General features: G+C 58.2%; 21 protein-coding genes. 9 read left to right on the plus strand and 12 right to left on the minus strand.

Annotated features, from left to right (window positions below; translation table 11 throughout):
- The first annotated feature begins 686 nt into the window (after nucleotides 1-686).
- From QML71_RS13680 to phnE, 6 genes are all read left to right on the plus strand, one after another.
- Nucleotides 687-1,034 carry an arsenate reductase family protein gene (locus tag QML71_RS13680; RefSeq protein ID WP_282012487.1) on the plus strand — a complete coding sequence of 116 codons (348 nt, stop codon included), beginning with the start codon at nucleotides 687-689 and terminating at the stop codon, nucleotides 1,032-1,034.
- Nucleotides 1,035-1,062: 28 nt separating this feature from the next.
- Nucleotides 1,063-1,614 carry an NUDIX hydrolase gene (locus QML71_RS13685; RefSeq protein WP_282012488.1) on the plus strand — a complete coding sequence of 184 codons (552 nt, stop codon included), beginning with the start codon at nucleotides 1,063-1,065 and terminating at the stop codon, nucleotides 1,612-1,614.
- A gap of 744 nt (nucleotides 1,615-2,358) precedes the next feature.
- Nucleotides 2,359-3,210 (plus strand): tetratricopeptide repeat protein, encoded by an 852-nt coding sequence (locus tag QML71_RS13690; RefSeq protein ID WP_282012489.1) that lies wholly within the window; start codon nucleotides 2,359-2,361, stop codon nucleotides 3,208-3,210.
- A 17-nt stretch (nucleotides 3,211-3,227) separates the two neighbouring features.
- Nucleotides 3,228-3,956 carry an orotidine-5'-phosphate decarboxylase gene (gene pyrF, locus QML71_RS13695; protein WP_282012490.1) on the plus strand — a complete coding sequence of 243 codons (729 nt, stop codon included), beginning with the start codon at nucleotides 3,228-3,230 and terminating at the stop codon, nucleotides 3,954-3,956.
- Nucleotides 3,957-3,961: 5 nt separating this feature from the next.
- Entirely contained in the window at nucleotides 3,962-4,417 is a 456-nt protein-coding gene (locus QML71_RS13700; protein WP_282012491.1) for a DUF4149 domain-containing protein, read from the plus strand.
- A gap of 390 nt (nucleotides 4,418-4,807) precedes the next feature.
- Complete coding sequence (phnE, locus tag QML71_RS13705; RefSeq protein ID WP_282012492.1) at nucleotides 4,808-5,968, plus strand: phosphonate ABC transporter, permease protein PhnE; 1,161 nt, start codon at nucleotides 4,808-4,810, stop codon at nucleotides 5,966-5,968.
- Nucleotides 5,969-5,990: 22 nt separating this feature from the next.
- Here phnE and QML71_RS13710 read toward each other — a convergent pair whose 3' ends face one another.
- Entirely contained in the window at nucleotides 5,991-6,896 is a 906-nt protein-coding gene (locus tag QML71_RS13710) for a lipid-binding SYLF domain-containing protein (protein ID WP_282012493.1), read from the minus strand.
- A gap of 396 nt (nucleotides 6,897-7,292) precedes the next feature.
- Here QML71_RS13710 and QML71_RS13715 point away from each other — a divergent pair, with 396 nt between their 5' ends.
- The gene (locus tag QML71_RS13715; protein WP_282012494.1) at nucleotides 7,293-9,287 is read left to right on the plus strand and encodes an ATP-dependent DNA helicase; all 1,995 of its coding nucleotides are present in this window, start codon (nucleotides 7,293-7,295) and stop codon (nucleotides 9,285-9,287) included.
- Nucleotides 9,288-9,318: 31 nt separating this feature from the next.
- Here QML71_RS13715 and QML71_RS13720 read toward each other — a convergent pair whose 3' ends face one another.
- Entirely contained in the window at nucleotides 9,319-12,189 is a 2,871-nt protein-coding gene (locus QML71_RS13720) for a tetratricopeptide repeat protein (protein WP_282012495.1), read from the minus strand.
- 51 nt (nucleotides 12,190-12,240) lie between these two features.
- Nucleotides 12,241-13,437, minus strand: a complete 1,197-nt coding sequence (locus QML71_RS13725; protein WP_282012496.1) for a CDP-alcohol phosphatidyltransferase family protein — start codon at nucleotides 13,435-13,437, stop codon at nucleotides 12,241-12,243.
- Between the two features lie 566 nt (nucleotides 13,438-14,003).
- Between QML71_RS13725 and QML71_RS13730 the strand changes: the two genes are divergently transcribed.
- The gene (locus tag QML71_RS13730; protein WP_282012497.1) at nucleotides 14,004-14,471 is read left to right on the plus strand and encodes a putative signal transducing protein; all 468 of its coding nucleotides are present in this window, start codon (nucleotides 14,004-14,006) and stop codon (nucleotides 14,469-14,471) included.
- Between the two features lie 94 nt (nucleotides 14,472-14,565).
- Here QML71_RS13730 and argJ read toward each other — a convergent pair whose 3' ends face one another.
- The 4 genes from argJ to rplM all read right to left on the minus strand — a co-directional run bounded on the left by argJ (nucleotide 14,566) and on the right by rplM (nucleotide 17,883).
- Nucleotides 14,566-15,762, minus strand: a complete 1,197-nt coding sequence (gene argJ, locus QML71_RS13735) for a bifunctional glutamate N-acetyltransferase/amino-acid acetyltransferase ArgJ (RefSeq protein WP_282012498.1) — start codon at nucleotides 15,760-15,762, stop codon at nucleotides 14,566-14,568.
- A 155-nt stretch (nucleotides 15,763-15,917) separates the two neighbouring features.
- Nucleotides 15,918-16,955 carry an N-acetyl-gamma-glutamyl-phosphate reductase gene (gene argC / locus QML71_RS13740; RefSeq protein ID WP_282012499.1) on the minus strand — a complete coding sequence of 346 codons (1,038 nt, stop codon included), beginning with the start codon at nucleotides 16,953-16,955 and terminating at the stop codon, nucleotides 15,918-15,920.
- A gap of 90 nt (nucleotides 16,956-17,045) precedes the next feature.
- Nucleotides 17,046-17,435: a 30S ribosomal protein S9 gene (gene rpsI / locus QML71_RS13745; RefSeq protein ID WP_282012500.1), complete on the minus strand. Its 390-nt coding sequence runs from the start codon at nucleotides 17,433-17,435 to the stop codon at nucleotides 17,046-17,048.
- A gap of 19 nt (nucleotides 17,436-17,454) precedes the next feature.
- Complete coding sequence (gene rplM, locus QML71_RS13750; RefSeq protein ID WP_282012501.1) at nucleotides 17,455-17,883, minus strand: 50S ribosomal protein L13; 429 nt, start codon at nucleotides 17,881-17,883, stop codon at nucleotides 17,455-17,457.
- Nucleotides 17,884-18,107: 224 nt separating this feature from the next.
- Here rplM and shc point away from each other — a divergent pair, with 224 nt between their 5' ends.
- A complete protein-coding gene (gene shc, locus QML71_RS13755) occupies nucleotides 18,108-20,096 on the plus strand; it encodes a squalene--hopene cyclase (protein WP_282012502.1) in 1,989 nt (662 codons plus the stop codon).
- 285 nt (nucleotides 20,097-20,381) lie between these two features.
- Here the strand turns inward: shc and QML71_RS13760 are convergent, their stop codons facing one another.
- Genes QML71_RS13760 through flgG form a run of 5 tightly spaced genes read right to left on the minus strand, consistent with a single transcriptional unit; the run spans nucleotide 20,382 to nucleotide 24,497 of the window.
- Nucleotides 20,382-21,005 (minus strand): FlgO family outer membrane protein, encoded by a 624-nt coding sequence (locus QML71_RS13760; RefSeq protein WP_282012594.1) that lies wholly within the window; start codon nucleotides 21,003-21,005, stop codon nucleotides 20,382-20,384.
- 29 nt (nucleotides 21,006-21,034) lie between these two features.
- Nucleotides 21,035-22,141 (minus strand): flagellar basal body P-ring protein FlgI, encoded by a 1,107-nt coding sequence (locus QML71_RS13765; protein WP_345742355.1) that lies wholly within the window; start codon nucleotides 22,139-22,141, stop codon nucleotides 21,035-21,037.
- 60 nt (nucleotides 22,142-22,201) lie between these two features.
- Nucleotides 22,202-22,930, minus strand: a complete 729-nt coding sequence (locus QML71_RS13770) for a flagellar basal body L-ring protein FlgH (protein WP_282012504.1) — start codon at nucleotides 22,928-22,930, stop codon at nucleotides 22,202-22,204.
- Nucleotides 22,931-22,943: 13 nt separating this feature from the next.
- Entirely contained in the window at nucleotides 22,944-23,696 is a 753-nt protein-coding gene (gene flgA, locus QML71_RS13775) for a flagellar basal body P-ring formation chaperone FlgA (RefSeq protein ID WP_282012505.1), read from the minus strand.
- A 12-nt stretch (nucleotides 23,697-23,708) separates the two neighbouring features.
- Nucleotides 23,709-24,497 (minus strand): flagellar basal-body rod protein FlgG, encoded by a 789-nt coding sequence (gene flgG, locus QML71_RS13780; protein ID WP_282012506.1) that lies wholly within the window; start codon nucleotides 24,495-24,497, stop codon nucleotides 23,709-23,711.
- Nucleotides 24,498-24,539 lie beyond the last annotated feature (42 nt).

Genomic DNA, 24,539 nt, shown 5'->3' on the forward strand with positions numbered 1-24,539 from the left:
CCACGGTCTTGGGGATGTAAAGCAAAATATACTATCCTTGGTGGCGATATTGCTATAAGGGCCCCATATATTGTGGTTTACGTTTGAACCGGGACCACCGGTGCGGCCCGTTCCCGGCTGCCGGGTTTGCCATTCCGATAAAGTGCGATCGTGCTATAAATGGCAGGGGACTATTGCATTCGTTGAAGGGCCACCCCCTCTGCGAGGGGAAGCAACTGGGTAATGCTTTGAGGGCGAACGATGGTCTGCTTGCCCGTTCCCGATACGTTTCATTTCCTCCCTAACCGTTATACAAGGAGCGATCGGTGAACCACTACGCAAGTGTTCGGGTTCTTCTTGTCCTCCCCTCCTTTCCAAGGAGGGGACTGAGGGGAGGTAATGAAGCAACCATTCCTTAAAGAATCCATGTTTTTATTGTTTATTAGAGAAAAGGGAAATCATCGTTCACCCTCACCCCAGCCCTCTCCCATCAAGGGAGAGGGGGTGTTGAAAGTACCTTCTCCCCTGGTGGGAGAAGGCTAGGATGAGGGGGCTTTATGACTTTTCCTCTTATCAGTTCAGTTATGCAAAGCTCCCCTTGAAAAGGGGAGGAGTGGTTTTTGTCTTACCCGTCACTCCGTGAAAGTGGCCATGGCAAGGCGAGGAAGAATAATTTAGTTCGGCAACCATAAGGAGGGAATTCAGACATGAAGTTTTACGGCTACAACAAATGCGGCACCTGCCGCAAGGCGCAGAAGTTTCTGGACGACCAAGGCGTCGCCTACCAGTCGATCGACATCACCGAAACGCCGCCGCCCAAAAAAGTGCTCAAACAGGCCATCGCCCGTTACGGCCTGAAAAAACTGTTCAACACCAGCGGCGTTCAGTACAAGGAACTCAACATGAAAGACCGGGTGAAAACGATCACCGAAGCCGAGGCGCTGGATCTTTTGGCGGGCAACGGGCGGCTGGTGAAACGCCCCATCGCTGTCAACGGCGACACGGTGACCGTCGGCTTCAACGAGGACGAATACCAGCAGGTCTGGGCGAAATGAGGGTGCGTTGCCAGAGGGAATGAGTTTCATGGATTTGGATGCGATATGCCAGCGCCTGCGCGTGGCGTGCCCGGTGCGGCGCGATGCGGTGACCCCGCAGCCGGGGGTGGCGGCGGTGTTGGTGATTCTCTACCCGCACAACGGCGTACCGCATGTGCTGATGATGAAGCGATCCAAGGCGCTGCGCAGTCACCCGGGTGAAATCGGCTTCCCCGGCGGCCTGTTCGAGGACGGCGACGGCGACCTGTTGACCACCGCCCTGCGCGAAACCGAAGAGGAACTCGACCTCGCCATTTTCTCCGAAGACGTCATCGCCCGCCTGCCTCCGGTCGAGACGCTTTCCGGCATCGAGGTCACGCCCTTCGTCAGCCTGCAAACCACGCTCGCCGACTGCACGCCCAACCCGGAAGAAGTCGAAGAAGTGCTGCAACCGCCCTTGATCGCGTTGTGGAACAGTTACCGCCCCGAAGCCGTAGTGGAACCGCCCTCGGATTTCGCCTACTGGTATGGTCCACATCGCATCTGGGGCGCGACCGCGCGCATCCTGCGCCATTTGAGCGAGGTCGCAACCGCGAAATGATCTACGAAATAGGGACCGCCGGTAATGCCTGGAGAACGATCGACCCCCCTTGTAGGGGAGGGCGTTTGGTCCCCCCCTTGTGAGGGGGGCCAGGGGGGTTTTCCTTAACTTGCCATCCTGAGCGCCAGCGAAGGATCTCGATAATTGGCCGGGAGGTATAAACGGGCTTTTCTTTTTCCTCCCCTCCTTACCAAGGAGGGGATTGAGGGGAGGTTTTGGAGCATCTTCCTCTGGGAATAACCCATAAAAAGCAACCCCACCCAGCCCTCCCCTTGGTAAGGGGAGGGATCATTCAATTCCCCCTTTTATTAAGGAGAACCTGCTGATGCACGCTCGATCCGTTTTAAAACACTCTATTGCCTCCGGACGCAGTCCGCGCCCATGGACCCCCGTCCGCCCTCAATGCAATAGCCATCCGCCTCGGACGCAGTCCGCGCCCACCGGCCATCGCAGTGGCCTCCGGACAATAGCCTGTTTCCCCTCCTCGTAGAGGAGCGCGCCCACCGGCCATCGCAGTGGCCTCCGGACAATAGCCTGTTTCCCCTCCTCGTAGAGGAGCGCGCCCACCGGTCATCGTTCGCCCTCAATGCAGTAGCCAATTCGTTCCACGCCTAGCGTGGCCCTCTACCTCCCCTCGTAGAGGGGTGGGTTTACAAAACGCCTGCCCGGACTTATTTTGAAAGTAAGAACCCAAAACAGAAACCCGGTTTGGACCTTCATTCATCTCCCCGACGGAGGTACAAAATGCGATTTATAAATTGCAACAAAGGACTGCTCGCTGGAACGCTGGTGATCTTGCTGGCGCTGATAGCCGTCCCTGCCGTCCACGCCGATGACGCTGCGGCAATACTCTACAAACAGGGCGTCACGCTGGCCAAAAAAGGTCAGTATGAAAAAGCCCTGCCGAAGCTCGAAGCCGCCGCCCGGCAGGCGCCGTCGAATGCCGATCACCACAACTACCTGGGTCTGGTGTACACCAACCTCGGCCGTTATCACGATGCCATCCGCGCCTCGATGCGCGCCTTGCAGTTGCAGCCGGGGCGCACCGACGCGGACAAAAACCTGGTTGCCGCCTATAAAAGTCTCGACGACTGGCGGGGCATGATCGAGCCGCTGGAAAGGTTGACGCAGGCCGAGCCGACGAAGGCGCATTACCACGCCCTGCTGGGCCGGGCGCAGCATCAACTCGGCCACGATGAGGCCGCTATCGCCGCGCTCACCCAGGCGGTGAAGTGGAACCCGCACGACGAGGCGTCGATGTACCGGCTGGGCGAAATCCATCTGCACCAGGGTCATTATGAAAAGGCCATCGATTACCTCGAGCGCGCGGTTTCCGGGTTCCCTTTTCCGTACCAAAGGTATTACAATCTGGGGCTGGCTTACGCGCATACAGGGCAAACGGAACAGGCTCTGAAAAATTTCAACCGGTGCGTGGAGGAGCAACCCGGCTTCGCCCCGGCGTATTACAACATGGGCGCGCTGCACCAGAACACCGGTCACCCGCAGCAGGCCATCGAGATGTACAGGAAGACACTGGACCTCAATCCCATGCTGGCGGAAGCCCGGCACAACCTGGACGCTTTGAATAAATCCTGAACCCGGAACGGATCGCCTTGACCCCGCAAACTCCGCAGGACCGCCTGATCTTTGCGCTCGACGTGCCCGATCTCGATCGTGCGGTCGATCACATCAAAACACTCGGCGACTCCGTCGGCTGCTTCAAGGTGGGGCTGGAGTTGTTCATCCGCGCCGGAGTGGATGCCATCCGGGCGGTGCGCGATCACAGTGACGCCGCCGTGTTCCTCGATCTCAAACTGCACGACATCCCGGTGACGGTGGAGCGCGCCGTCACCGCCGCGCGCGAACACGGTGTGCAGTTCCTCACCGTGCATTGCGGCGGCGGCGAAGCGATGGTGCAGGCGGCGTTGAAGGCCGCGGGCGGCACAACGCAGATCCTTGGCGTCACCGTGCTCACCAGCATGACGGGCCGCGACCTCGATCCGGCCTGGGGCTACTCGGACGGCTTGACCGTGCACGAGCTGGTGATGGATCGCGTATTGATGGGACGCGACCTCGGCTTGACCGGATTCGTCTGCTCCGGGGAAGAGGTGGAGGACATCAAGAAACAATCCGGCGGACCGCTGCTCACCGTGGTGCCGGGCATTCGTCTGGCCGACGGCACCGTCACGGGCGACGACCAGAGCCGCATCACCACCCCCACCGACGCCATCCAGCGGGGTGCGGACTATTTAGTGGTGGGGCGACCCATCCGCGATGCCAAAGACCCACAGGATGCGGCGCGGCGCATCGTCGATGAAATCGCTCACGCTTTGAAGGCATAACAACCATGCATACCTTTCTCGCATTCCTGCATCTTTTAGGGCTGGTGGTCTGGCTCGGCAGCGTCATCTTCTTTTCGTTTTTCACCGCCCCGTCGGTGTTCAAGGTGCTGGACCGGCAACAGGCGGGCGACGTCATCGCCGCCATCTTTCCCAAATACTACGGCGTCGGCTACACCTGCGCCGTGCTGGTGGCGGCGACGGCGCTGGCCACGCCGCATGGGGCCAGCGGACTGCGCATGCCGTTTCTCGTGGTGATGGCGGCGTGCACGTTTTACGCGGGACTGGTGATCAACCCGCAGGCACGCCGGTTGAAACACCAGATGCGCGAGGCGGGCGGCGAGGACGACGCCTTGCAGAACCAGTTCCGCTCGCTGCATGGCTGGTCGGTGCGGCTGAACGCCACCGTGTTGATCTTCGGCCTCGGCCTGTTGTGGATCACGGCGATGGGTCTGCGTTTGTAGAGCGAACGGATTTTTTCCTCCCCTCCTTACCAAGGAGGGGATTGAGGGGAGGTTTTGGTGCTACTTGCCTTTGGGAATAAACCAGAAAAGGCAACCCCACCCAGCCCGTCACTCCGTGAGTGCCCCTTGGTAAGAGGAGCTTTGCATAATTGATAAGAGGAAAAGCCATAAAGCCCCCCTCATCCTAGCCTTCTCCCGCCAGGGGAGAAGGGACCGGGCTGAGCCCGGAAACAACAGTTTGTAATTAAAATTCGCTGGAAGACCCTCGTTCACCCTCGTAGTGGACCCTATTTGCCGCAGGCCCCGCCTGCTCCCTCTCCCTGGATGGGAGCACTCTTTGAGTGACGGGTTGGGTGAGGGTGGTTTCCTTAATCTCATTTTAATAAACCCATGCCCACACCGTCCTCACACCGGCCGTTCTACACGCGCACGAAGTTTTTCGTGTACCTGTTCGTCGCGCTCATCGTTTATGCCTACGGCTGGCGGGTGACCGGGATCGATCCCGCCGCCCTCGTCAAAGACTTCCACCTGGTGAAGCCGCTGGTGACGGCGCTGCTGCAACCCGACCTCATCACCCGCGACACCGAACAGCAGACTGTGGAAGCCCGCTTCCACGTGGCGGAAACCACAGGGGAGGAGTCGGCCCTCACAGCGCCCGCGCACAAGAAGCCGACGCTGCACCTGTCGCGCCTACGCGGACAGATTGGCGACACGTTGACGGTGGCGGGCTTTCATCTGCAACCCGAGCGCACGGGCAAGCTGTACTGGGTGAACGCCATCGAGCAGGAATACCCGTTGGGCGAGGTGACGACCGATGCCGGCGGCCATTTCGAAAAGGCGGTCACGGTGCCACCGACGGCGCGCGGCGACCGCCAGTTCCTGCGCGTGGTGCTGGAATGGGAAACCGGTGCGTGGCACATCAGTGAAACCTTGAAACTCACCGCCGATAAAATCGTCGAGACCCTGTTCCTCGGTTTGATGGCGACCACGTTCGCCCTGATCCTCGCGTTGCCGCTCAGTTTTCTGGGGGCACGCAACCTGATGACGCGGCACTGGCCCGGCACCACGATTTATTACCTGGTGCGCACCGGCTTCAACGTGCTGCGCGCCATCGAGCCACTCATCATGGCCATCCTGCTGGCGGTGTGGGTGGGCATCGGCCCGTTCGCCGGGGTGCTGGCCCTGGCGTTGCACTCGACGGCGGCGCTGGGCAAACTGTTTTCGGAACAGATCGAAAGCATCGATCCCGGTCCGGTGGAGGCCATCACCGCCACCGGGGCGCGGCCAATGCAGGTGGTGCTGTACGGGGTGCTGCCGCAGGTGGTGCCGCAATTTCTGGCGCTGGGATTTTACCGCTGGGATATCAACGTGCGCATGTCCACCATCATCGGGTTTGTCGGCGGCGGCGGCATCGGCTTTCTGTTACAGCAATGGATCAACCTGCTGCAATACAATCAGGCGGGCACGGCGCTATTGGCGATTGCGCTGGTGGTGATTTCTCTGGATTTGGTGAGCGCTAAAGTCCGGGAGAAGATCACGCTGGCATCGTGATCCCCTCCCGGCCTGCCTGAAGTCACCAGAGCGGCTGAGGAGTGGGAAGTCGAAGGGGCCGCTCGGTTTGCCCGGGAGCTTCCGATTTCTGGATGAGCTCCTGTTTGCCCGGAACTTTCTTTTTCATTTCCTGCGGTGCGGGTTCCGGGATTTTCGGTTGCGCTTGCATCTTCGGTTTCTGCTCGGCGGTGGTCACCGGATGCGAACGCTTGAGCTTGGTCAACACACTGGGAGACGCGGGCGCGAGCCGGTTCAGATTTTCCATGAACACGGCGCTGGATTTCGGGATGCGCGCGAGGCTGCCGTAAAACAACACCTGCCGGGTGGACAGGGTGGTGCGGTAATACTGCTGGGTGGAGTGCTGATTGGGCTGGAAGTACGCGCCCTTCACCGACACCCCGGCGAAGGCGCCCTTGCTGCGCGAATACGAATACACCTCGCCCTGAAAACGGAGATCGGTTCCGGCTTCGGTGTAGCGGCCGACGGGCCCGACCGACACCGCGAGGTCGCCGCCCAGAGTGAATTTATTGTCCAGCAAGGCGTTGACACCGCGTTCGCTCATCACCAAAAGCACCAGGTCCACCGCCTGCGCGCCGAACTGCAAGCCAAAGCTGCCGCCGTAGGTGCGGAGGAAGGCCGGCGGACCCCAGCGGCCGGTGCTGGCGTCACGCACCGAGACCACACCGCTGCCATAACGCGCCCCGACAAAGAAGCCGCCTTTCACCATCGTGGGCATGATGACGATGGCTTTTGCCTTGGCCATCAGTTTGGACGGGATTCCTTCGTCCGGAGCCGATATAATCTCCTCAAGGACAAACTGCGAATCCTGCAGGATCTGCTGCTGCACCGAAAGCTCGGCCTGCGCCCCGGGGGCCAGCAAGCCCGACAGAATAATGATCGCCGCCAACGCGGCCAGAATGGGTTTCATGCAAAGCCTCCTGAAAAACAGAAGTTGAAGGTCCGGAAAAACGGGCCACAGCGCCCGAAAAAACCAAGAAATCACTTTAAGTTTTACTGATTAAGTGAATTTATTATATTAAATAAACGATAAAAATTCAATAAGTTATTAGAAGCATGGTTTTCACAACTCCCTCCCCCTTTCAAGGGGAAGTTTGCATAAGGGAATTAAAAGCAACCCATAGATTCTTCGCTGACGCTCAGAATGACAATTCAGATCCTGATATGTCATTCTGAGGAGCCTAAGGCGACGAAGAATCTATGTTTTTTTAAAAGCCCGTGTACAAAGCCCTCCACCAAGGAAGGATTTGGTTAGCGCAATGCTTCGGTTCCAAAATTTGGGTGTGTATTTATGACGTTTCCCCCCATGCATGACTATTTCAACCGCGAGGGCGTGTTGTCCACGCGGTTTCCCGGTTTCGAGTTCCGCCCCCAGCAATTGGAAATGGCCGAGGCGGTGGAGCGTTCGCTGGGCGACGGCCAGCGTCTGATCGTCGAGGCCGGCACCGGCACTGGCAAGAGCCTCGCCTACCTGTTGCCCGCCATCCAGTGGGCGGTGGCCAACGAAAAACGCGTCGTCATCTCCACCTACACCAAAACGCTGCAGGAACAGATCCTGAATCACGACATCCCCATCCTGCAGGAGCAACTCGGTCTCCAGTTCCGCTACTCCCTGTGCATGGGCAACGAAAACTACCTGTCGCTGCGGCGCATGAAACGCGCCGGGCAGGCGGGACTGTTCAACGACATTCAGGAAGAGGAACAGTTGAACAACCTGTTCGGCTGGGCGGGGCAGACGCGCACCGGCTACAAAAGCGACCTGCCGTTCGAACCCCTGCCCGCGGTGTGGGAGGAAGTGGGACGGCAGAAGGATCTGTGTCTCGGCAAGAACTGCGAGACCTACGATTCGTGTTTCTACTTCAAGGAACGGCGGCGCTGGTTCGGCGCACACCTGCTCATCGTCAACCACCACCTGTTCTTCGCCAACGTCGCCAACAACGGCGCGGTATTGCCGCGTTTCGACGCGGTGATCTTCGACGAGGCGCAGAACCTGGAGGAAGCGGCGACGTCGTTCCTCGGCCTCGAAATTTCCAACTCGGGCCTGCTGTACTTCCTCGACCGCTTTTACAATCCGCGCACGCAGCGCGGCACGCTGTCGCGCATCCGCGACGACCTGACCATCGAGATCAAGCAACTGGTGACGAAGGTGCGCGTCGCGGTGGAGGCGTTTTTTCAGAACGTGCTCGACACATACGGGCGCAAGGACCACACCCTGCGTTTTTACCAGCCGCCGCCTCTGCACAACGGCGTTTTCATTCCCATGCAGGAGTTGTACGAGGCGGTGAAATCGCTGGCGACGCGTCTCGACAACGAGGAAGAGTATCTGGAAGTCCATGCGGCGGCGGTGCGTTTCTTTGAAGTCAACAACACGCTGTGCGCGTTGCTGAACCAGAACATGAAGGAATACGTGTACTGGATGGAGGTGGTGAACAAGAAACGCTTCGTGCGCGCCACGCTACGCGGCGTGCCGATTCACATCGACGGCGAGATGCAGGAACAGGTGTTCGCCAAGACGGAACGCGTGGTGCTGACGTCGGCGACGCTCACCACCAACCGCACCTTCGATTACGTGAAAGAGCGGCTCGGTTGCGAACCGCACGCCGAACACATTCTCGATTCGCCTTTCGATTACAGTTCGCAGGCGTTGCTCTATCTGCCGAAGGACCTGCCCGATCCCGGCGGCGACAGCGACAAGTACATCCAGGCGCTGGCGGCGCGGTCGCTGGAATTGATCCACGCCACCGGCGGCAAGACCTTCGTGCTGTTCACCAGTTACGACGCGCTCAACCGCGTGCACCGCATCCTCGATCCCGAGTTGCAAAAGTATCAGTTGCTGAAGCAGGGGGAGCTGTCGCCGACGCGCATGATCCAGCGGTTCAAGGAAACGCCGTCGGTGATCTTCGGCACCAGTTCGTTCTGGCAGGGTGTGGACATTCCGGGCGACGCCTTGTCGAGCGTCATCATCACCAAGCTGCCGTTCGACGTGCCCAGCGAACCTTTGGTGGAAGCGCGCATCGAGGATTTGAAAAAGCGGTCGATCAACCCGTTCCGCCATTACCAGATTCCGCGCGCCATCATTCAACTCAGGCAGGGTTTCGGCCGCCTCATCCGCAAGGGCACCGACCGCGGTGTGGTGAGCATTCTGGATGCGCGCATGAGCAACCGCGGTTACGGCAAACAGTTCCTGGCGTCGTTGCCGCCCTGCCGCACCACCGGCAACATAGAAGACGTGGCGGCGTTCATCGCCGACGGTCCGCGTATCGAAACCGATCCGGCGTTTCCTGAAAATAAAAATATCTGATGCGTCGTGCAGGTGGGGTGCAGGGGTGGGGTCAGCTGGGCGTTTCGGCCTTTTCTTCTTTTGGTTCGGAGCCGATGCCGGCGATCTTTTTGAACCACTTGGATTCGCGGAAGGTTTCCAGCAGGTGGTCCTTCATCAGCATCGCCGGAAGCGGCAGCACGCCGTTGGCCTTGCATTTTTGCAGCCATTCGCGGCAACCGGATTCGTTGTTCAACTGCGCCATGAGCCGGGCCATGTTGTAGGTGGCGGAGCCGGGTTGCAGGTCTTCCGCCTGTTGCAGATGGCCTTTGGCCTCGGCCAGCAAAGGGTGTGCGTTGATGCCGCGCTTGTTGCGCGCCTGCTCCATGAGGATGGCGGCCATCACATTGCGCGCCGGCGCCGAGGTCTCGCTCTCTTCCAGCGCCGTCTGCACGTGGTTCAATCCTGTTTCCAGAAGCGGCTCGGCCTTTTCCGCAGTCATGCCGCGGACTTTGTTCAACAGGCAGTGGGCGAGGCTCACCAGCGCATCGGGATGATTGGGCTGCTGCTCCAGCGCCGCTTCCAGTTTTTCTTCCGCTTCCTCAAACAGCAGGATATCCGGGTCCACGCGGCTGAGGCCCATTTCCAAAAGAGCCTCCCCCCAGACCAGATTTGACTGAAAGTGCATCGGCTTCAACTCCAACCCGGCCTGGCATTTTTCGATCGCACGCTGCAGCCAGCCCTCCGCTTCGGAGGCGTCTTTGATGCGGGCCTTGGACAGGCACACCGTCGCGACCTGCGCCAGCACATCGGGATTTTCCGGTTGCAGCTTCAACGCCGACTCAAAATACTCGATGGCCCGGGCAAACAGTTTGTCCGCTTCCGCCGGCTTGCGCCCCCGGACCAGTTCGAGGTGAACGCGACCCAATCGCAGGAACGCATCCACATTGCCCGGATACAGTTTGACTGCCGTCTGGAATTTTTCCGCCGCGCTCATGTACAGTTTGGCCGCATCGTTGCCGTCCTTGCGCTGGGCCACGTGGAACAAGGCCAGCCCCCAGCGGAAATGCACGCGGGGCAAATCCGGTTTCAGGCGGACGGTGGTCTTGTACTGGTCGAGCGCCAGCTCAAACAGGTCGTTGGCCTTGGCATCGGTCCGCGCCGAGGCCCGTTCGAACAAGGCGTCGGCCCAGCCGAAATGCGCTTCCGGCATTTCCGGTTTGACCTGGCAGGCGTACTGAAATTTGTCGCAGGCCAGGCTCAGCATGCGGTCGGCCTCCTCGCCTTTCTTGGAGCGTGAAAACACGAGGAGGGAATGACCCATCGGCAACAGGGCGTCGATGCGGTTGGGCTGGTACTTGAGCCCGATTTGCAGTTTTTCCGCCGCCTGCCCATACAACCGCAACGCTTCGCCGCCCTTCTTCTTGCGCGCCTGCGCATAAAGAGCCATGCCACACCCGAACGCCGCTTCGACGTTCTCCGGCTCCAGTTCGAGAAGCGCCTGATAATGATCGATGGCCTCGCTGAACAATCCGTCGGCTTCCGAATTGACCGACTGCGCCGCCAGTTCCACCAGCGCATGACCCAGTTGCATCTTGGCCGGTAGAAAATCCGGGTTGAGCGCCAGGGTCTGTTTGAATTTGTCCGAGGCCTGCGCCAAAAGGGACTTCGATGCCTCGCCGGGCGCTTGCGCTCCCTGTTGCGCCAGCAACTTGCCCAGCTTGAACACGATCTCCGACCCATCCGGTTGCAGGTTCAACGCCGCTTCATAATATTCACGAGCCCGGTCCCACATGGCGGCGTTGTCTTCTGCCGACTGGCCCTGGTAATAGGCATCGTCGCCTTCACGCAGGTAAGCCCAGATGAGCAGGTCGCCCAGTTGCGGGTTCGGTGTTTTGTCGTACTGCGCGCGCTGGGCGATGATTTTTTGGGAGTCGCCGTTCATGAGGCCCGCCTGCGCCGCTTGCAGGGCGCTCAACAACTCAGGTTCGTTGAGCACGTCCATGTCCAGCTCGCCCTCGACCAGGTCGCCCCACTCGCCGCCTTCATAATCCTTGATGGCCAATTTGATCTGTTGCAGCGCGATGTCCACCACGTGCATTTCTTCCACCATTCCCGGTGCCGGGAAATACGCGATTTTACGCAACACCTCTCCCAGATGACTGAACGGATAGGCCAGCAGATCCGGCACCTCCACCTTCAACTCCTGCATCATCAGAATCAGAAACGCATCGGCATCCTTGGCGTTGGTGTATTCGACTTCCTTGCCCTTGGTGAGGATTTTTTCGTGGACCGAACGTGAGGGGGAAATGCTTTTAGGCAGCACCCACAGCAAACCGTTTTTGAACTGCTCTATCTGGGTCAACTGCTGGAAAACGGGATCGCTGTCCTGGTCGTCATAGCCCACCACAAACCACGGGCCAAACTGGTTGGCGGCGTTATAGACCGGCGCAAGATCGCCGGGCACACCGCCGGGCATCTGTCCGTTCAGGTGAAAAATCGCCGTGCCCGCTACCTTCGCCGGGTCCAGACCTGTGGCCGCGGAACAGTCGTACACCGCCGGGAATACGTTGACCAGAGAACACGCGCGCTCAAGCAACGGATGCGTGCTGGTTGTCAACACGCGGCGGATGTACCCTTCCCGCATCATCAAGGCGATGCAGATGTAGGCCCAGTTGATGGTGGATTGCTCCAGCAACAGTTCCCGCAACTCCATTTTTTGATGCGGGGTCAATTGCGCCGTGCAGGCGGCGACGTCTTTGGCCGGGGCCTGCTCGTAGGCTTCGGGAAACTTTTCGCGGATCAACGCCACCCGCGCCTCGCCCACAGGCATGCCGGAACGGAGCGAACAGCCTTCCCCGATGAGCAGGGTGCCCCCCGATACAGCGCCGTCTTCCGCCTTGAGCAGGGTGACGAATTCCTTAATGGCCTGGTATAAATTCATAACGTGCTGAGAATGGAATCAAGTGACAGTTCTAAATTCAACCGCAACATTTCACGCGTTTCGTGCCTGCCTGAAACGGGAGTACGCAACATACCCGGCAAATGCCATCGAACCGATTGCCGTCACGGCAATGAAAATTTCGAGCAGATTGACCACCGCCATGGCGAACAGAAAATAAATGAAATCGCGATTGGCGATCTGGTCCACCAGGCTTTCCGTCGCCTCGACCGGCGCATCGGAGGAGCCGGTGCTGCGCTGGCTGAATATATCCGCCTGCAACAACAGGAAACAGGTCAGCGAACCCGCCACAGCCAGCACGCCCAAATAACTGTATGCCGCATTGCCGGTCGTCCGGTACAGGCCCAGGCCGATGCCCAGAAACACCGCGAAATGCACCACGTTGTCGGCGACAATGTCCAACATGCCGCCGAAGGGCGATTGCTGAAAGCGCAACCGCGCGATCTCGCCATCACAACTGTCCAACCACGCCGAGAGCATCAGCCACAAGGCCGCGGTCAACTGGTTGCCGTAGCCGCCCAGGTAAAAATACCAGCCGGAGACCAGGCCGATGACCAGATGCGTCCAGGTGATCTGATTCGGCGTCACCGGCGTCCGGATCAAAAACCGGGTGAACTGCCGCGACATGCGGCGTGTCACCAGGCGGTCCATCGGGCTGTCGTTGCTCATGCCGCCCTGCTGGAGCAGTTCTTCGTGCAGGCGGCGGAAATCGTTGCGATGCTGCACCCAGCGGTTGTGGTCGCCCACCACCCACCGCACGCAGTCCAGATTCAGCGGACCCGGCACCCGGCCGATCTTCCGCACCTCGTTCAAGCTGAAAGCGTCCAGACACGCGACCAACGCGTCCGCCGGTTCCACCGGCACTTCGTACACCTGCGTGCGCGCCATCAAATCGCGGTCGCCCGGTTCCTTCAAGACCGCCGCCACATCACTGTGCCAGTGCAGAGCCGACCCATTCACCACCAATCGGCAGGCTTCATCGGCAAACCGTTCCCGCAGACGTTCCGGAGCGGATTCCCACTCGACGGAAATGCACAGGCGGGGATCCTCCACCAGCGGGAGCAAGCGCCCCTTGCGGCCGCCTTTCAAATCGCGGTGATACACCGTCACCTGCTGCACGCCGGCTTTCTGCAAGTGCAACAGATTCAATAATAAAAAAGGCACACCCACTATCCGGCGTGCGTACCAGTCGGACAAGTCGGCGGAATCCGGAGGGTCGGTTAAAAACATAACCGCTTTAACTTCAATATTCTGGGTTTCCGTAATGCGGGACCCCTTGGTTGAAAATTCCACGCTGCCCAGAACATCCTGAAAGAATCGCCAGAAATTGCTCGCCAGAGCCTAAAGTGAGCCGGGATAGCCGTCTCAAGCATAGCAAGAAGCGTAGAAATTTCAAGAGGGTAACGCGTAATTACCCAAATATTTAGGGGTTCCCGCCCCATAACGGCTCCCTACCGGTCAGGCTCCGCCAGGTTTCGCATAGTCCCCATGCTTTCAAAATGTTATGAAAAAATTGCGGAGATGTATTAGTAGTTCCTATAATATATAAAATCTTAAAGCATCTTCCCAGATGCGGCTTGATTCGGGCTGCTCTGCACATAAGAACGGTATCGGATATGACATGGCATATTTTGGCCATTTCAATCGAGAGTTCGTGGGCCTTGCAGTGCCTGCCATTCGTATAGCTGTACGGAATTGATTGCCACGATTGAGGGTGGGCGGAGCGCAACGGAACCCTGTGGCGAGGACGCCCTCGACGGACAAGGGCCGCCACAACTCGTTTGCGAACGGGTATCATGGATGCGACGCACGATTCATCCTTCACCGGGGAAGACCGCATGACGGAACTCATCACCATCGCCCGCTACTCAATGCCTTACGAGGCGCATCTGGCCAGGTCGCGGCTGGAGGCGGAGGGCATCCCGGTGTTCATCGCCGACGAACACCTGCTCAGCATCAACTGGCTGTACACGCCGGCGGTGGGCGGCATCAAGGTGCAGGTGCCGGAAGACTGGGAGGAGGCGGCGCGGCAGATCCTCACCACCGATCATCAGGACGAGATCGCGGAGATCGATACCGAACCGCCACTCGCCTGCCCGCACTGCGGCGGGCAAAACGCAACGATGGTATTGGGCGATCCGTTGATGCTGATTTTAACGTTCGCCCTTTTAGGCGCACCGCTGTTCTTCCTGCGCGAAACCATGAAATGCCACACCTGCCGCGCAACGTTCAAACGGCCGAAACAATCCACACCCACGGAATAAAAATATTTTTCAACCACAGATGGACACAGATCAAAAAGAGATTCTTTGTCACCTGCATCTGTGTTCATCGGTGTTTATCTGTGGTTAAGGATTTTCACGTCGTGTACTCGGCGTTGATGCGCACGTAGTCGTAAGACAAATCGCAGGTGTAAGTCTCGGCGGACGCCCGGCCCAGGTTGAGGCCGATGTCGATGCGCAGGTCTTTCGCCTTCATCTGTTTATGAAGCGCGGCTACAGACAGCCCCGCCACCGGCGCGCCGTTTTTCACCAGCGGTGTGCCGTTGAACGCGATGTCGATCTTCTCCGGTTTGAGCGGCACGCCCGCATAACCGACGGCGGCGATGATGCGGCCCCAATTCGGGTCTTCGCCGAACAGCGCCGTCTGCACCAGTTTGGAGTCGGCGACGGCGCGGCTCACTCTCAGCGCCTGCTTCTCCGTCTTCGCACCTTTCACGCCGACGGTGACGAACTTGGTCGCGCCCTCGCCGTCTTTCACAATCTGAAACGCCAAAGACCGGCACACTTCGGTCAACGCGGCGACAAACTCTTTAAATGCTTGCGTGCCTTTTTTGACCGGTGCGTTGCCCGCCTGGCCGTTGGCCAGCACGAGGATCATGTCGTTGGTGCTGGTGTCGCCATCGACGTTGATGCGGTTGAACGTGTATTCATTTGCCACCTTGAGCGCGGCCTTGAGATCGGCCTTGCCGATTTTCAAGTTGGTGCCGACAAACGCCAGCATGGTGGCCATGTTGGGATGGATCATGCCGGAGCCTTTGGTGATGCCGCCGACGGTGACCCCGCCATACTCGACGCAGGCGGTCTTGATCACCAGATCGGTGGTGAGGATGGCTCTGGCCGCGTCGTCCCAGCCGTTCGCCACGAGGTTCCCGGCCAGTTGCGGCAGACCTTTCTCGACGGGAGCCAGCGGGAACGGCACGCCGATGACGCCGGTGGAAGCCACCAGCACGTCGCGTTCGGTCACGCCCAGTTGTTTGGCGGTGAGGACCACCATGTCGCGGCAGGCCCGGTCGCCGGACGGGCCGGTGCAGGCGTTGGCGTTGCCGCTGTTGGCAACGATGGCGCGCACGCTCTTCGCGGCTTGCAGGTGTTGCCGCGTGACGGTGACGGTCGGGCTGACCACCTGGTTGGTGGTGAACAGTCCGGCGGCGGTGGCGGGTGTTTCGGAGACGATCAATGCGAGGTCCGGCTTGCCGTTTTTCTTGATGCCGCAGGCCATTCCACCGGCGACAAAGCCCGGCACCGACAAGGTCTTTTTCGTTTTCAGTTTCATCAGCGTGTTTTGGAAATAGGGTTATGAATGTTCCGTTGCATGACGCACAGGACCCACCGCTTCCCCTCCTTTCCAAGGAGGGAATTGAGGGGAGGTAATGAAGGACCCCACCTTAATCCTCCCCTTGTAAAGGGGAGGAAAATTAAAAAACGTTGCTATGGAAACAGGGGTGGTGTGTCGAGCCCTGCGGTTTCTTCCAGACCGAGCATGCGGTTCATGTTCTGCACCGCCTGGCTGGAAGCGCCTTTCATCAAATTGTCGATGGCGCTGGTGACGATGGCGCGGCGGTTGCGCGTGTCCACCTGCACGCCGATGTCGCAGAAGTTGGACCCGGCGACATAATGCGTGTTGGCGTAACGGCCCGGCGGCAGCACACGCACGAACGGTTCTTTTTCGTAAAACGCTTCGTAGTGCGCGTGCAGGCGGTCGCGGTCGATATCCTGTTTCAAATCCATGTACACCGTGGACAACAGGCCGCGCGTCATGGGCATGAGGTGCGGCGAAAACGACAGGCTGACATCCTGTGCGGCGAGGCGGCTGAGTTCCTGCTCGATTTCCGGCGTGTGCCGGTGCTCACCCAGTCCGTATGCGGAGACGCCTTCATTGGCTTCGCAGAACTGCGTGCCGGTGGTCAGTTTGCGCCCGGCGCCGGAGACACCGGATTTGCAGTCGGCGACCAGGGAACCGACATCGCCCCATCCGGTCTGGATGAGCGGGGCGGTCGCCAGGATCACGCCGGTCGGGTAGCAACCGGGGTTGGCCACCAGCCGTGCGGGGCCGATGGCCTCGCGGTGCAACTCGGGCAATCCATACACCGCTTCCTTCAACAATTCCGGGTTCTGGTGTTCGGTTTTGTACCAGGTGTTGTACACCCGGCTGTCATGCAGACGGTAGTCGGCACTGAGGTCGATGATCCGGCATCCCCGTTGCAGCAACTCCGGCACATGCGCCATCGACGCGGTGTGCGGCAAGGCGAGGAACAGGATGTCGCACTCTTCGCCGATGGACGGATCCAACGCCACCAGTGTGTGGTCGAGGTACCCGGCCAGAGACGGCGCCACATCGGCGATGTTCTGACCGACGTGGGATTCGGCGGTCAAAGACACGATGCGCACAGTGGGGTGGCGCACCAGCAGGCGAAGCAGCTCGATGCCGGTGTACCCCGTGGCCCCTGCAATGCTGACTCGGTTCATATCGGGATCAAAAAAAAATGGAAGGTTCGGTGACGAACCTTCCACATGTTAAATCAGGAAACGTGCGGAAAGGAAGTCCGCAAAAGAATGTTAACGCTTGGAAAACTGGAAACGTTTGCGGGCGCCACGGCGGCCGTATTTTTTACGCTCAACCTCGCGGGGGTCGCGGGTGAGGAATCCGGCGCGTTTCAGGGTGAGGCGCAAATCAGGATTGGATTCCATGAGCGCTTTGGCAACCGCCAGCCGCAAGGCACCGGCCTGGCCGGACAAACCACCGCCGAGAACCGTCGCCTTGATGTCGAAGCTGCCCAGCGTCTCGGTCAAAACCAGAGGCTGCCGGACGATCATCTCCGCCGTCGGCCGTCCAAAGTAGGCATCCAGGTTTTTATTGTTGACCGTGATCTGGCCTTCACCCGGATGAATCCATACCTTTGCGATGGATTCTTTTCTTCTACCCGTTGCGTAAAATCGTTCTTCCATTCAAACACTCCCAAGCGCTTTAAAGCGTCACTGTATCCGGTTGCTGACCCCCGTGCGGGTGGGTCTCGTTGTCATAAATCCGGTAATTATTCTTAAGCGTCCGTCCCAACCGGTTTTTCGGCAGCATGCCGTCGATGGCATTTTTCAGGAGCTCTCTCGGTTGCCCTTCCATGATCTGGCGGGCGGTCTTCGACTTGATGCCGCCGGGCCAACCGGTATGGTGGTAATACACTTTATCTTCCCATTTGCGTCCGGTCAGCTTGACCTTGGCGGCGTTGATGACGATCACATTGTCGCCGGTATCAACATGGGGGGTAAAAATGGGTTTGGTCTTGCCACGGACGATCGCCGCAACTTTGCTGGCAACCCGGCCCACGGACTGGTCGGCAGCGTCCACCACGACCCACTTTTTTTCCACATCACTTTGTTTCGCGGAAAACGTTTTCATTTTCAATAACCTGGATATCTTTCGACTGGATATGTAAACGGGTTATACTAGAAAACTCCGGCCCCGGTGTCAACAGGAAAGCGAAACGAATTGAAAAATAATCGCTTCCGAGCCCGATCCGGACTTCCTTTTGAAGGCGGATTGAGGTATTTTAGCGTTTTCCAGACAGGCTGGAACCCGGCGTTGTCGGTTGAGAGTGACCCAATATACCATTTTTCGCACCCATGCAGAACTCGAATCTTAAAAAATCTTCCGCAGAAACCGCGGACCCGCAAGCGGCCCCGCAGGCCAGCCCGGAACGCGCCCGTTTGGACTCGTCCATCGCCCGCTCCCGCGATTATCATTTTTCCACGCAATACCCGGAAGGTTATTGGGTGGAGGAGCTGGAATCCAACGCCACCATCACGGCGGAGTACCTATTTCTTTTACATTTTCTGGGCATCGAGCAGCCGCAACGCACCGCCCGCATCAAGAATTATCTGCTCAGCACGCAGCAGGCGGACGGCGGCTGGCCGATTTATTACGGCGGTCCGGCGGACATCAGCACCACGGTCGAAGCCTACGTCGCGCTCAAGATGTGCGGCATGACTTTAGACGCGCCCGAAATGGCGCAGGCTCGCAAATGCATTTTCGCCCTGGGCGGCGTGCGCGCGGCCCGCGTGTTCACCAAAATCTTCCTCGCCATGCTGGGGCAGACCGATTGGAAGTGGACACCCGCCACGCCGGTGGAAGCGGTGCTCTTACCGACCTGGTTCTATTTCAACATCTATGAAATGTCGAGCTGGTCGCGCGGCACGGTGGTGCCGCTTTCGGTGGTGTGTTCCATGAAACCGGTGTGGCCGTTGCCAACGGAACAGGCGGTGCCGGAAATTTTTACGGGCGCTGACCGCGACCTCGGTGTGAAAAACCGCAACGGCGGCCTCACTTGGTCGTCGGCATTCATGCTGACCGACCGCGTTCTTAAAATTCTCGGTCAAAGCTCATGGAAACCGTTCCGCAAAATCGCCATGCGCCGCGCGGAAAAATGGATCCTCAAGCATCAGGAGCCGGAAGGCGACTTCAGCGGCATTCAACCGGCCATGTTCAATTCCGTGCTGGCGTTGAACCTGATGGGTTACCCGCTGGATCACCCGGCGATCGTCAAAGGCATGGAAGGCATCGACCGCTTTTTCATTCGTAAGGACGACATGGAATGGATGCAGGCCTGCGTCTCGCCTTTGTGGGACACGGCGATCTCGTGCAACGCGTTGATGGATGCGGGCGTGCCAGGGGACGATGCGCGCATCGTCAAGGCGGTGGAATGGATGATTAAAAAGCAGGTGACGCGCGGCGGCGACTGGAAAATTAAAAATCCCAACACGCCGCCCGGCGGCTGGGCGTTTGAGTTTTACAACGAGTCGTACCCCGACACCGACGACACCGCCGAGATTTTGATGTCGATCCACCGCACGGCGGTTTCCGATACGGAATGGAAGGAGCGCGAGTTTCAACGCGCCCTCACCTGGCTGATGAGCATGCAAAGTAAAAACGGGGGCTGGGGCGCATTCGACCAGGACAACGATCACGAACTGTTCAACGAAATCCCGTTCGCCGATCACGGCGCGATGCTCGACCCACCGACGGTAGACGTGACGGGACGCATCCTGTGGATGCTGGGGCGCATCGATCACGATCGCAACGACCCGCGCGTCGAGCACGCCATTCAATTCATCCGCGACAGTCAGGAAGTGGAAGGTTGCTGGTTCGGGCGGTGGGGCGTCAATTACATCTATGGCACGTGGCTGGTGTTGATGGGACTGGGCTCCATCGGCGAAGACAGGAACCAGCCGATGGTGCGGAAGGCGGTGGACTGGTTGAAGTCGCGCCAGAACGCCGACGGCGGTTGGGGCGAGACCTGCTACAGCTACTCCGATTACAATTTTGCCGGCAAAGGTGACAGCACCAAATCGCAAACCGCGTGGGCCCTGATGGCGCTGGTCGAAGCGGGAGAGGCGGACAGCCCGGAAGTACAACGCGGCGTGGAGTACCTGATCACCACACAACAGGAAGACGGCTCTTGGGACGAGCAGGAGTTCACCGGCACCGGATTCCCCGAGCATTTCTACATCCGCTACCACATGTACCGCCAGTTTTTCCCGCTGATGGCGCTGGCGCGCTACCGCCACGTGCTGGACCACGGCACCGTTCCCGAACGCCGAGCGCCGGGCGTCTGATTGTTTCCCCTGTAGATTTTATGAGAGGTGTCATCCTTCGTTTTCACTCAGAGTGGCACACCAAATGTGGAAATGTCATTCTGAGCGAAGCGAAGAATCTATGGGTTTGTTTTAGTCTTTGTAAGAGGAAAGATCATCATTCCCCCCCCTCACCCCAACCCTCTCCCACCAGGGGAGAGAGGGAAAATGCGGCCTGTAGCAAAAAAATATTTAGGGAATGGACGGGTGGCCCATCGTTGGCCTGCGAACACATTAGCCCGTTCCCTCCCCGCGTGGCGGGGCCGGTCAGTAATGGCGCAGCAGCTCAACCGCGAAGCGGGTGCGGTTCAACTGTTCGGTGGCGGAGGAAATGACTTCACCGCTGGCGATATCCACCAGCGCCACATGCACGTCGATGTTGGCGCCGATGTCACGGACCTTGCCGCTGATGATCGCCTGCGCTTTCAGTTCGTGGCCGATGCGTTGAATCTCTTCTTTCGTGTAGCGGATGGACGGTTTCAGTTCCAGCCGTTCCAGCGTTTCCATGACCTCGCCTTTCTGCGAAACGCGGAAGAAGCGGCCGCGGGTGATGGCTTCCACCACGCGCGAGGACATGTACTCGCCCAGAATGGGAACCCGGTTTTCGTCGTCCACCAGATCCATCACCACCACCTTGTTGATCTCGTATTCCTGCGCGCCCTGGGTGAGGTCTTGCACCAGATTCTCCGACTTTTTCTTGTAGTACTCGGAGTCGGTGTCCGGCGTGAAGACCGTTTCCCAGAATTTGGAAGGAGCCATTTTGATTTCACACGCCGAGAGGAATACCAGGATGAAAACCAGGCCGATCACCTTCGCGTGCAGCGCGATGAAATCGAAACTCCAGTTTTTAATCCGCTCCATTGATTTTTGAATTTGCTCAAACCCATTCATGTCGATCACCCCTCTCCTGATTTGTTTGCTTAAATGACATCCAGTTCGGCGTGCAGCGATCCCGCCGCCTTGATCGCCTGAAGTATCGAAATCAGGTCACGCGGCGTCACGCCGATGGCGTTGAGCCCGGTCACCACCTCTCCCAGGTCGATGCCTTCGGGCACGACAATCAAGCGGTCTTCATCTTCTCCCACGGCAATCCGGGTTCTGGGAAGGATCACCGTTTCCCCTTCCGATAAAGGCTCCGGCTGGGAAACGATGGGTTGCTCCGTGACCTGGACAAATAAATTCCCGTGAGCGACTGCCACCCTCGATATTTTTACGTTATCCCCCATGACCACGGTGCCGGTTCTCTCATCTATGATCACCTTCGCCACGGAATCGGGTTGGACTTCCAGCACTTCGATCTGCGTCACGAATTCCGAAACGTTGTCCTTGTAAAACTTGGGCACTTTGATGTGGATGGTGCGCCCATCGAGAGTTGTCGCGAATTCGTCTTTCAGGATCGAGTTGATTTTTTTTGCAATGCGGTTGCCGGTGGTGAAATCGGTTTGCTTGAGCGATAGAATGATTTCTTTTTTGACGTTGAACGTATTGGGCAATTCTCTTTCCACCATCCCGCCGCCGGAGATCCGGCCCACGTTCAAATGGTTTTCCTGAATGCCCTGCCCCTGGCCCTGAACGGCAAAACCACCAATGGAAACCGGGCCCTGCGCCACGGCATAGGTGGTCGAGTCCGGTCCTTTCAGCGGCGTCATCAGCAACGTGCCCCCTTGCAGACTGCGCGAGTCACCGAGTGAGGACACGGTGACATCGATGCGATCACCCTGATGCGCGAAGGGCGGCAGTTCGGCGGTCACCATGACGGTGGCGGCGTTCTTGAACTGCAACTGGTCCACTCGATCCTGAGGAACGGTCACGCCCAGCTTCTGCAACATGTTGACCATGGTCTGGATTGAGAAGAATACGTTGGTGGCCCGGTCACCGGTGTTGGCCAGTCCAATCACCAGACCAAACCCGATCAATTGGTTGGCGCGGACTCCGTTGACATTGGCCAGCTCTTTGATGCGAATGGCCCCGGCGTTCTCCGGAAGCATGAAGAAACAGAGCAGGAACGCAAACACCTTGAACAGCATCCGCTTACGAATCATTAGGTTCTCTCCCGTCTAAAATATGTGTTTGCTCTCTGATCATGACTAAAACGGCCAGATGCGCGCCAGGAACCGGGAAAACCAACCCGGGTTCTGTTCTTCCGAGACCACGCCTTTGCCTGAATACGTGATCGAGGCATTGGCGATGTTCTGCGACGAGATGGTGTTGTCGAAACCGATATCCACACGACGGATCAAGCCTCCAAGAACCATGGTCTGGTCCTCGTCGTTCACCATCACCGTGCGGCGTCCTTCAATTTTAAAAACTCCATTGGGCAAGACTTCCGTAATGACCGCCGCCATGGTGCCTGTCATGGTTCCCGCGCGCGTGGTGGTGCCTTCTCCATCGTGCGCACGGCCGACACTGGTACTTAAATTCGGATTGAACGACTGCGTGCTTCCAAGAAAATTGGAGACGCCCAGGTTCGTGGGCAGGCCCAGCACGCTCCCCGTTTCGAGGTCGATGGTGGAATCGCGCGAAGTGGCCGTGGTGGCCGAGTTTGAGGAAGTGAAGTTTTCCTCCAGCTCAATGGTCACCACATCTCCCATCTGTTTCGCCTTGGTGTCCGCAAAAAGCAAATTCTCCGAAGCTTCCCCAGGCCACAGGGAGCCCTCCATGCGTTGATACGGATTTGCTTTTTCCTCATAAATGGCATGCTTGAGGATGTCCTCAGCCGGATCCGATCTTTTTTCTTTCAATCCCGCACACCCGCCCAGGGCCAGCGCAGGCAGGGTGAGAGCCATTACCAGAATTCTGCGAAATATGGTTTGCATTCCGGCGTTCATTTTAAAATTCCACTTTCACGGTTTTGGAATCCATGACGGTTCCGTAAACGGTTTTTTGGGTTTGAAGGTTTTGCACCCTCACCATGGCATCCTGGAATCCGTTTTCCTGGACAAGTCCGGGTGCGGTGATTCGCAGCGGCCCCTTTTCAGCAACCAACAGGATCCGATCCCCACGTTTGACGACATGCACCCGCTTGATCATATAATTGGATATCATGTCCCCTGACCTGAGATTGCTCACAACCTCCTGGCCAATCACATCGGTTGTATTGGTCATGATGTTATTCATGAGCGGGTTGGTGGAAGCGATCTCCACCAGCTTCACATCTTCCTCGGAAATGACGTGACCCCTCTGCATGGTTGTCGTTGCCTGGACCACATCAAATCGAACTTCAACATTGGCCAGAATGGTTGCCCGATGCCTGATAACATTATCGACGCGGAAAGTCAGGTTGAAGGGTATCGTCCCCAGCCGGTTCTTATGCCCGGGAAAGCGGAATTCAAAATCCACCATGCCTTCCGGCAAGTTCACATCCCCACCTTTATAAATGATATCCACCTGCATGCGATCGCGAGGCCACGTCAACTGACGGGTCAAATATTGAAGCGCTTTCTCCCGGATGACTTCCACTTCAATCACCTGGGTGGTGGAAGACGCCCAAGCCGGGATGCCAGAAATTGCAATCAGGCAAACCAGAAGGCTGGCTACGAGCAGCAGGTGACTCTGGAATCTTTTTCTGGTTTTGTTAATCATTGTGGCCCCTCATCAACGTTTCAGGTTGCTCGCAATCTGAAGCATCTCGTCCGCGGTTTGAACTGTCCGGGAATTGACCTCGTAGGCCCGTTGCGCGGTGATCAGGTTCACCAGCTCCTCCACCACGCTCACATTGGACAGCTCCAGGAATCCCTGCTTGACGGTTCCCCGGTTATCCAGGCCCGGCGTTCCGACAATGGGCGTTCCCGAAGATCCGGTTTGTAAAAACAGGTTGTCACCCAGGGCCTGAAGGCCGGCCGGGTTTTGAAACGTGGCAGTCTGAATGTTTCCCACAACCGAGGGAGTCGGCGAGTTCGGCTGGGTGACGGACACCACCCCGGAGGGGTCCACCGAAATGGCCAGTGCGTTCTGCGGTATGGTAACGGCAGGCTGCATGAGCAAACCGTCCGAAGTGACGATCTGTCCCGTCTGATTCAGTTTGAACGTGCCGGAGCGGGTATAGGCGATGTTACCGCTTGGTGTCGTGATTTGGAAAAATCCCTCGCCTTCGATCGCGATATCCAACGGGTTCTGCGTCTGGGCAAAATCCCCTTGCAAAAATATTTTCTGAACCGCTGCCGGTTTCACACCCAGACCCAGCTGGATACCCGTCGGAACCTGGTTACCGGTGTTGGAAAGCGTTCCCTGTAATCTCAGCGTCTGGTACAGCAGATCCTGAAAATCTGCACGGCTTCGCTTGAAACCAGAAGTGTTCACGTTGGCCAGGTTATTGGATATCACGCTCACGTTCAGGTCCTGGGCGTTCATCCCGGTTGCTGCGGTGAATAGCGATCGAATCATGGCTATGTTCCTTTATTGCTGTAAAGTTTTGGACGGCGTGTT

It is taken from the genome of Nitrospina watsonii, from assembly GCF_946900835.1.
Taxonomy (GTDB): domain Bacteria; phylum Nitrospinota; class Nitrospinia; order Nitrospinales; family Nitrospinaceae; genus Nitrospina; species Nitrospina watsonii.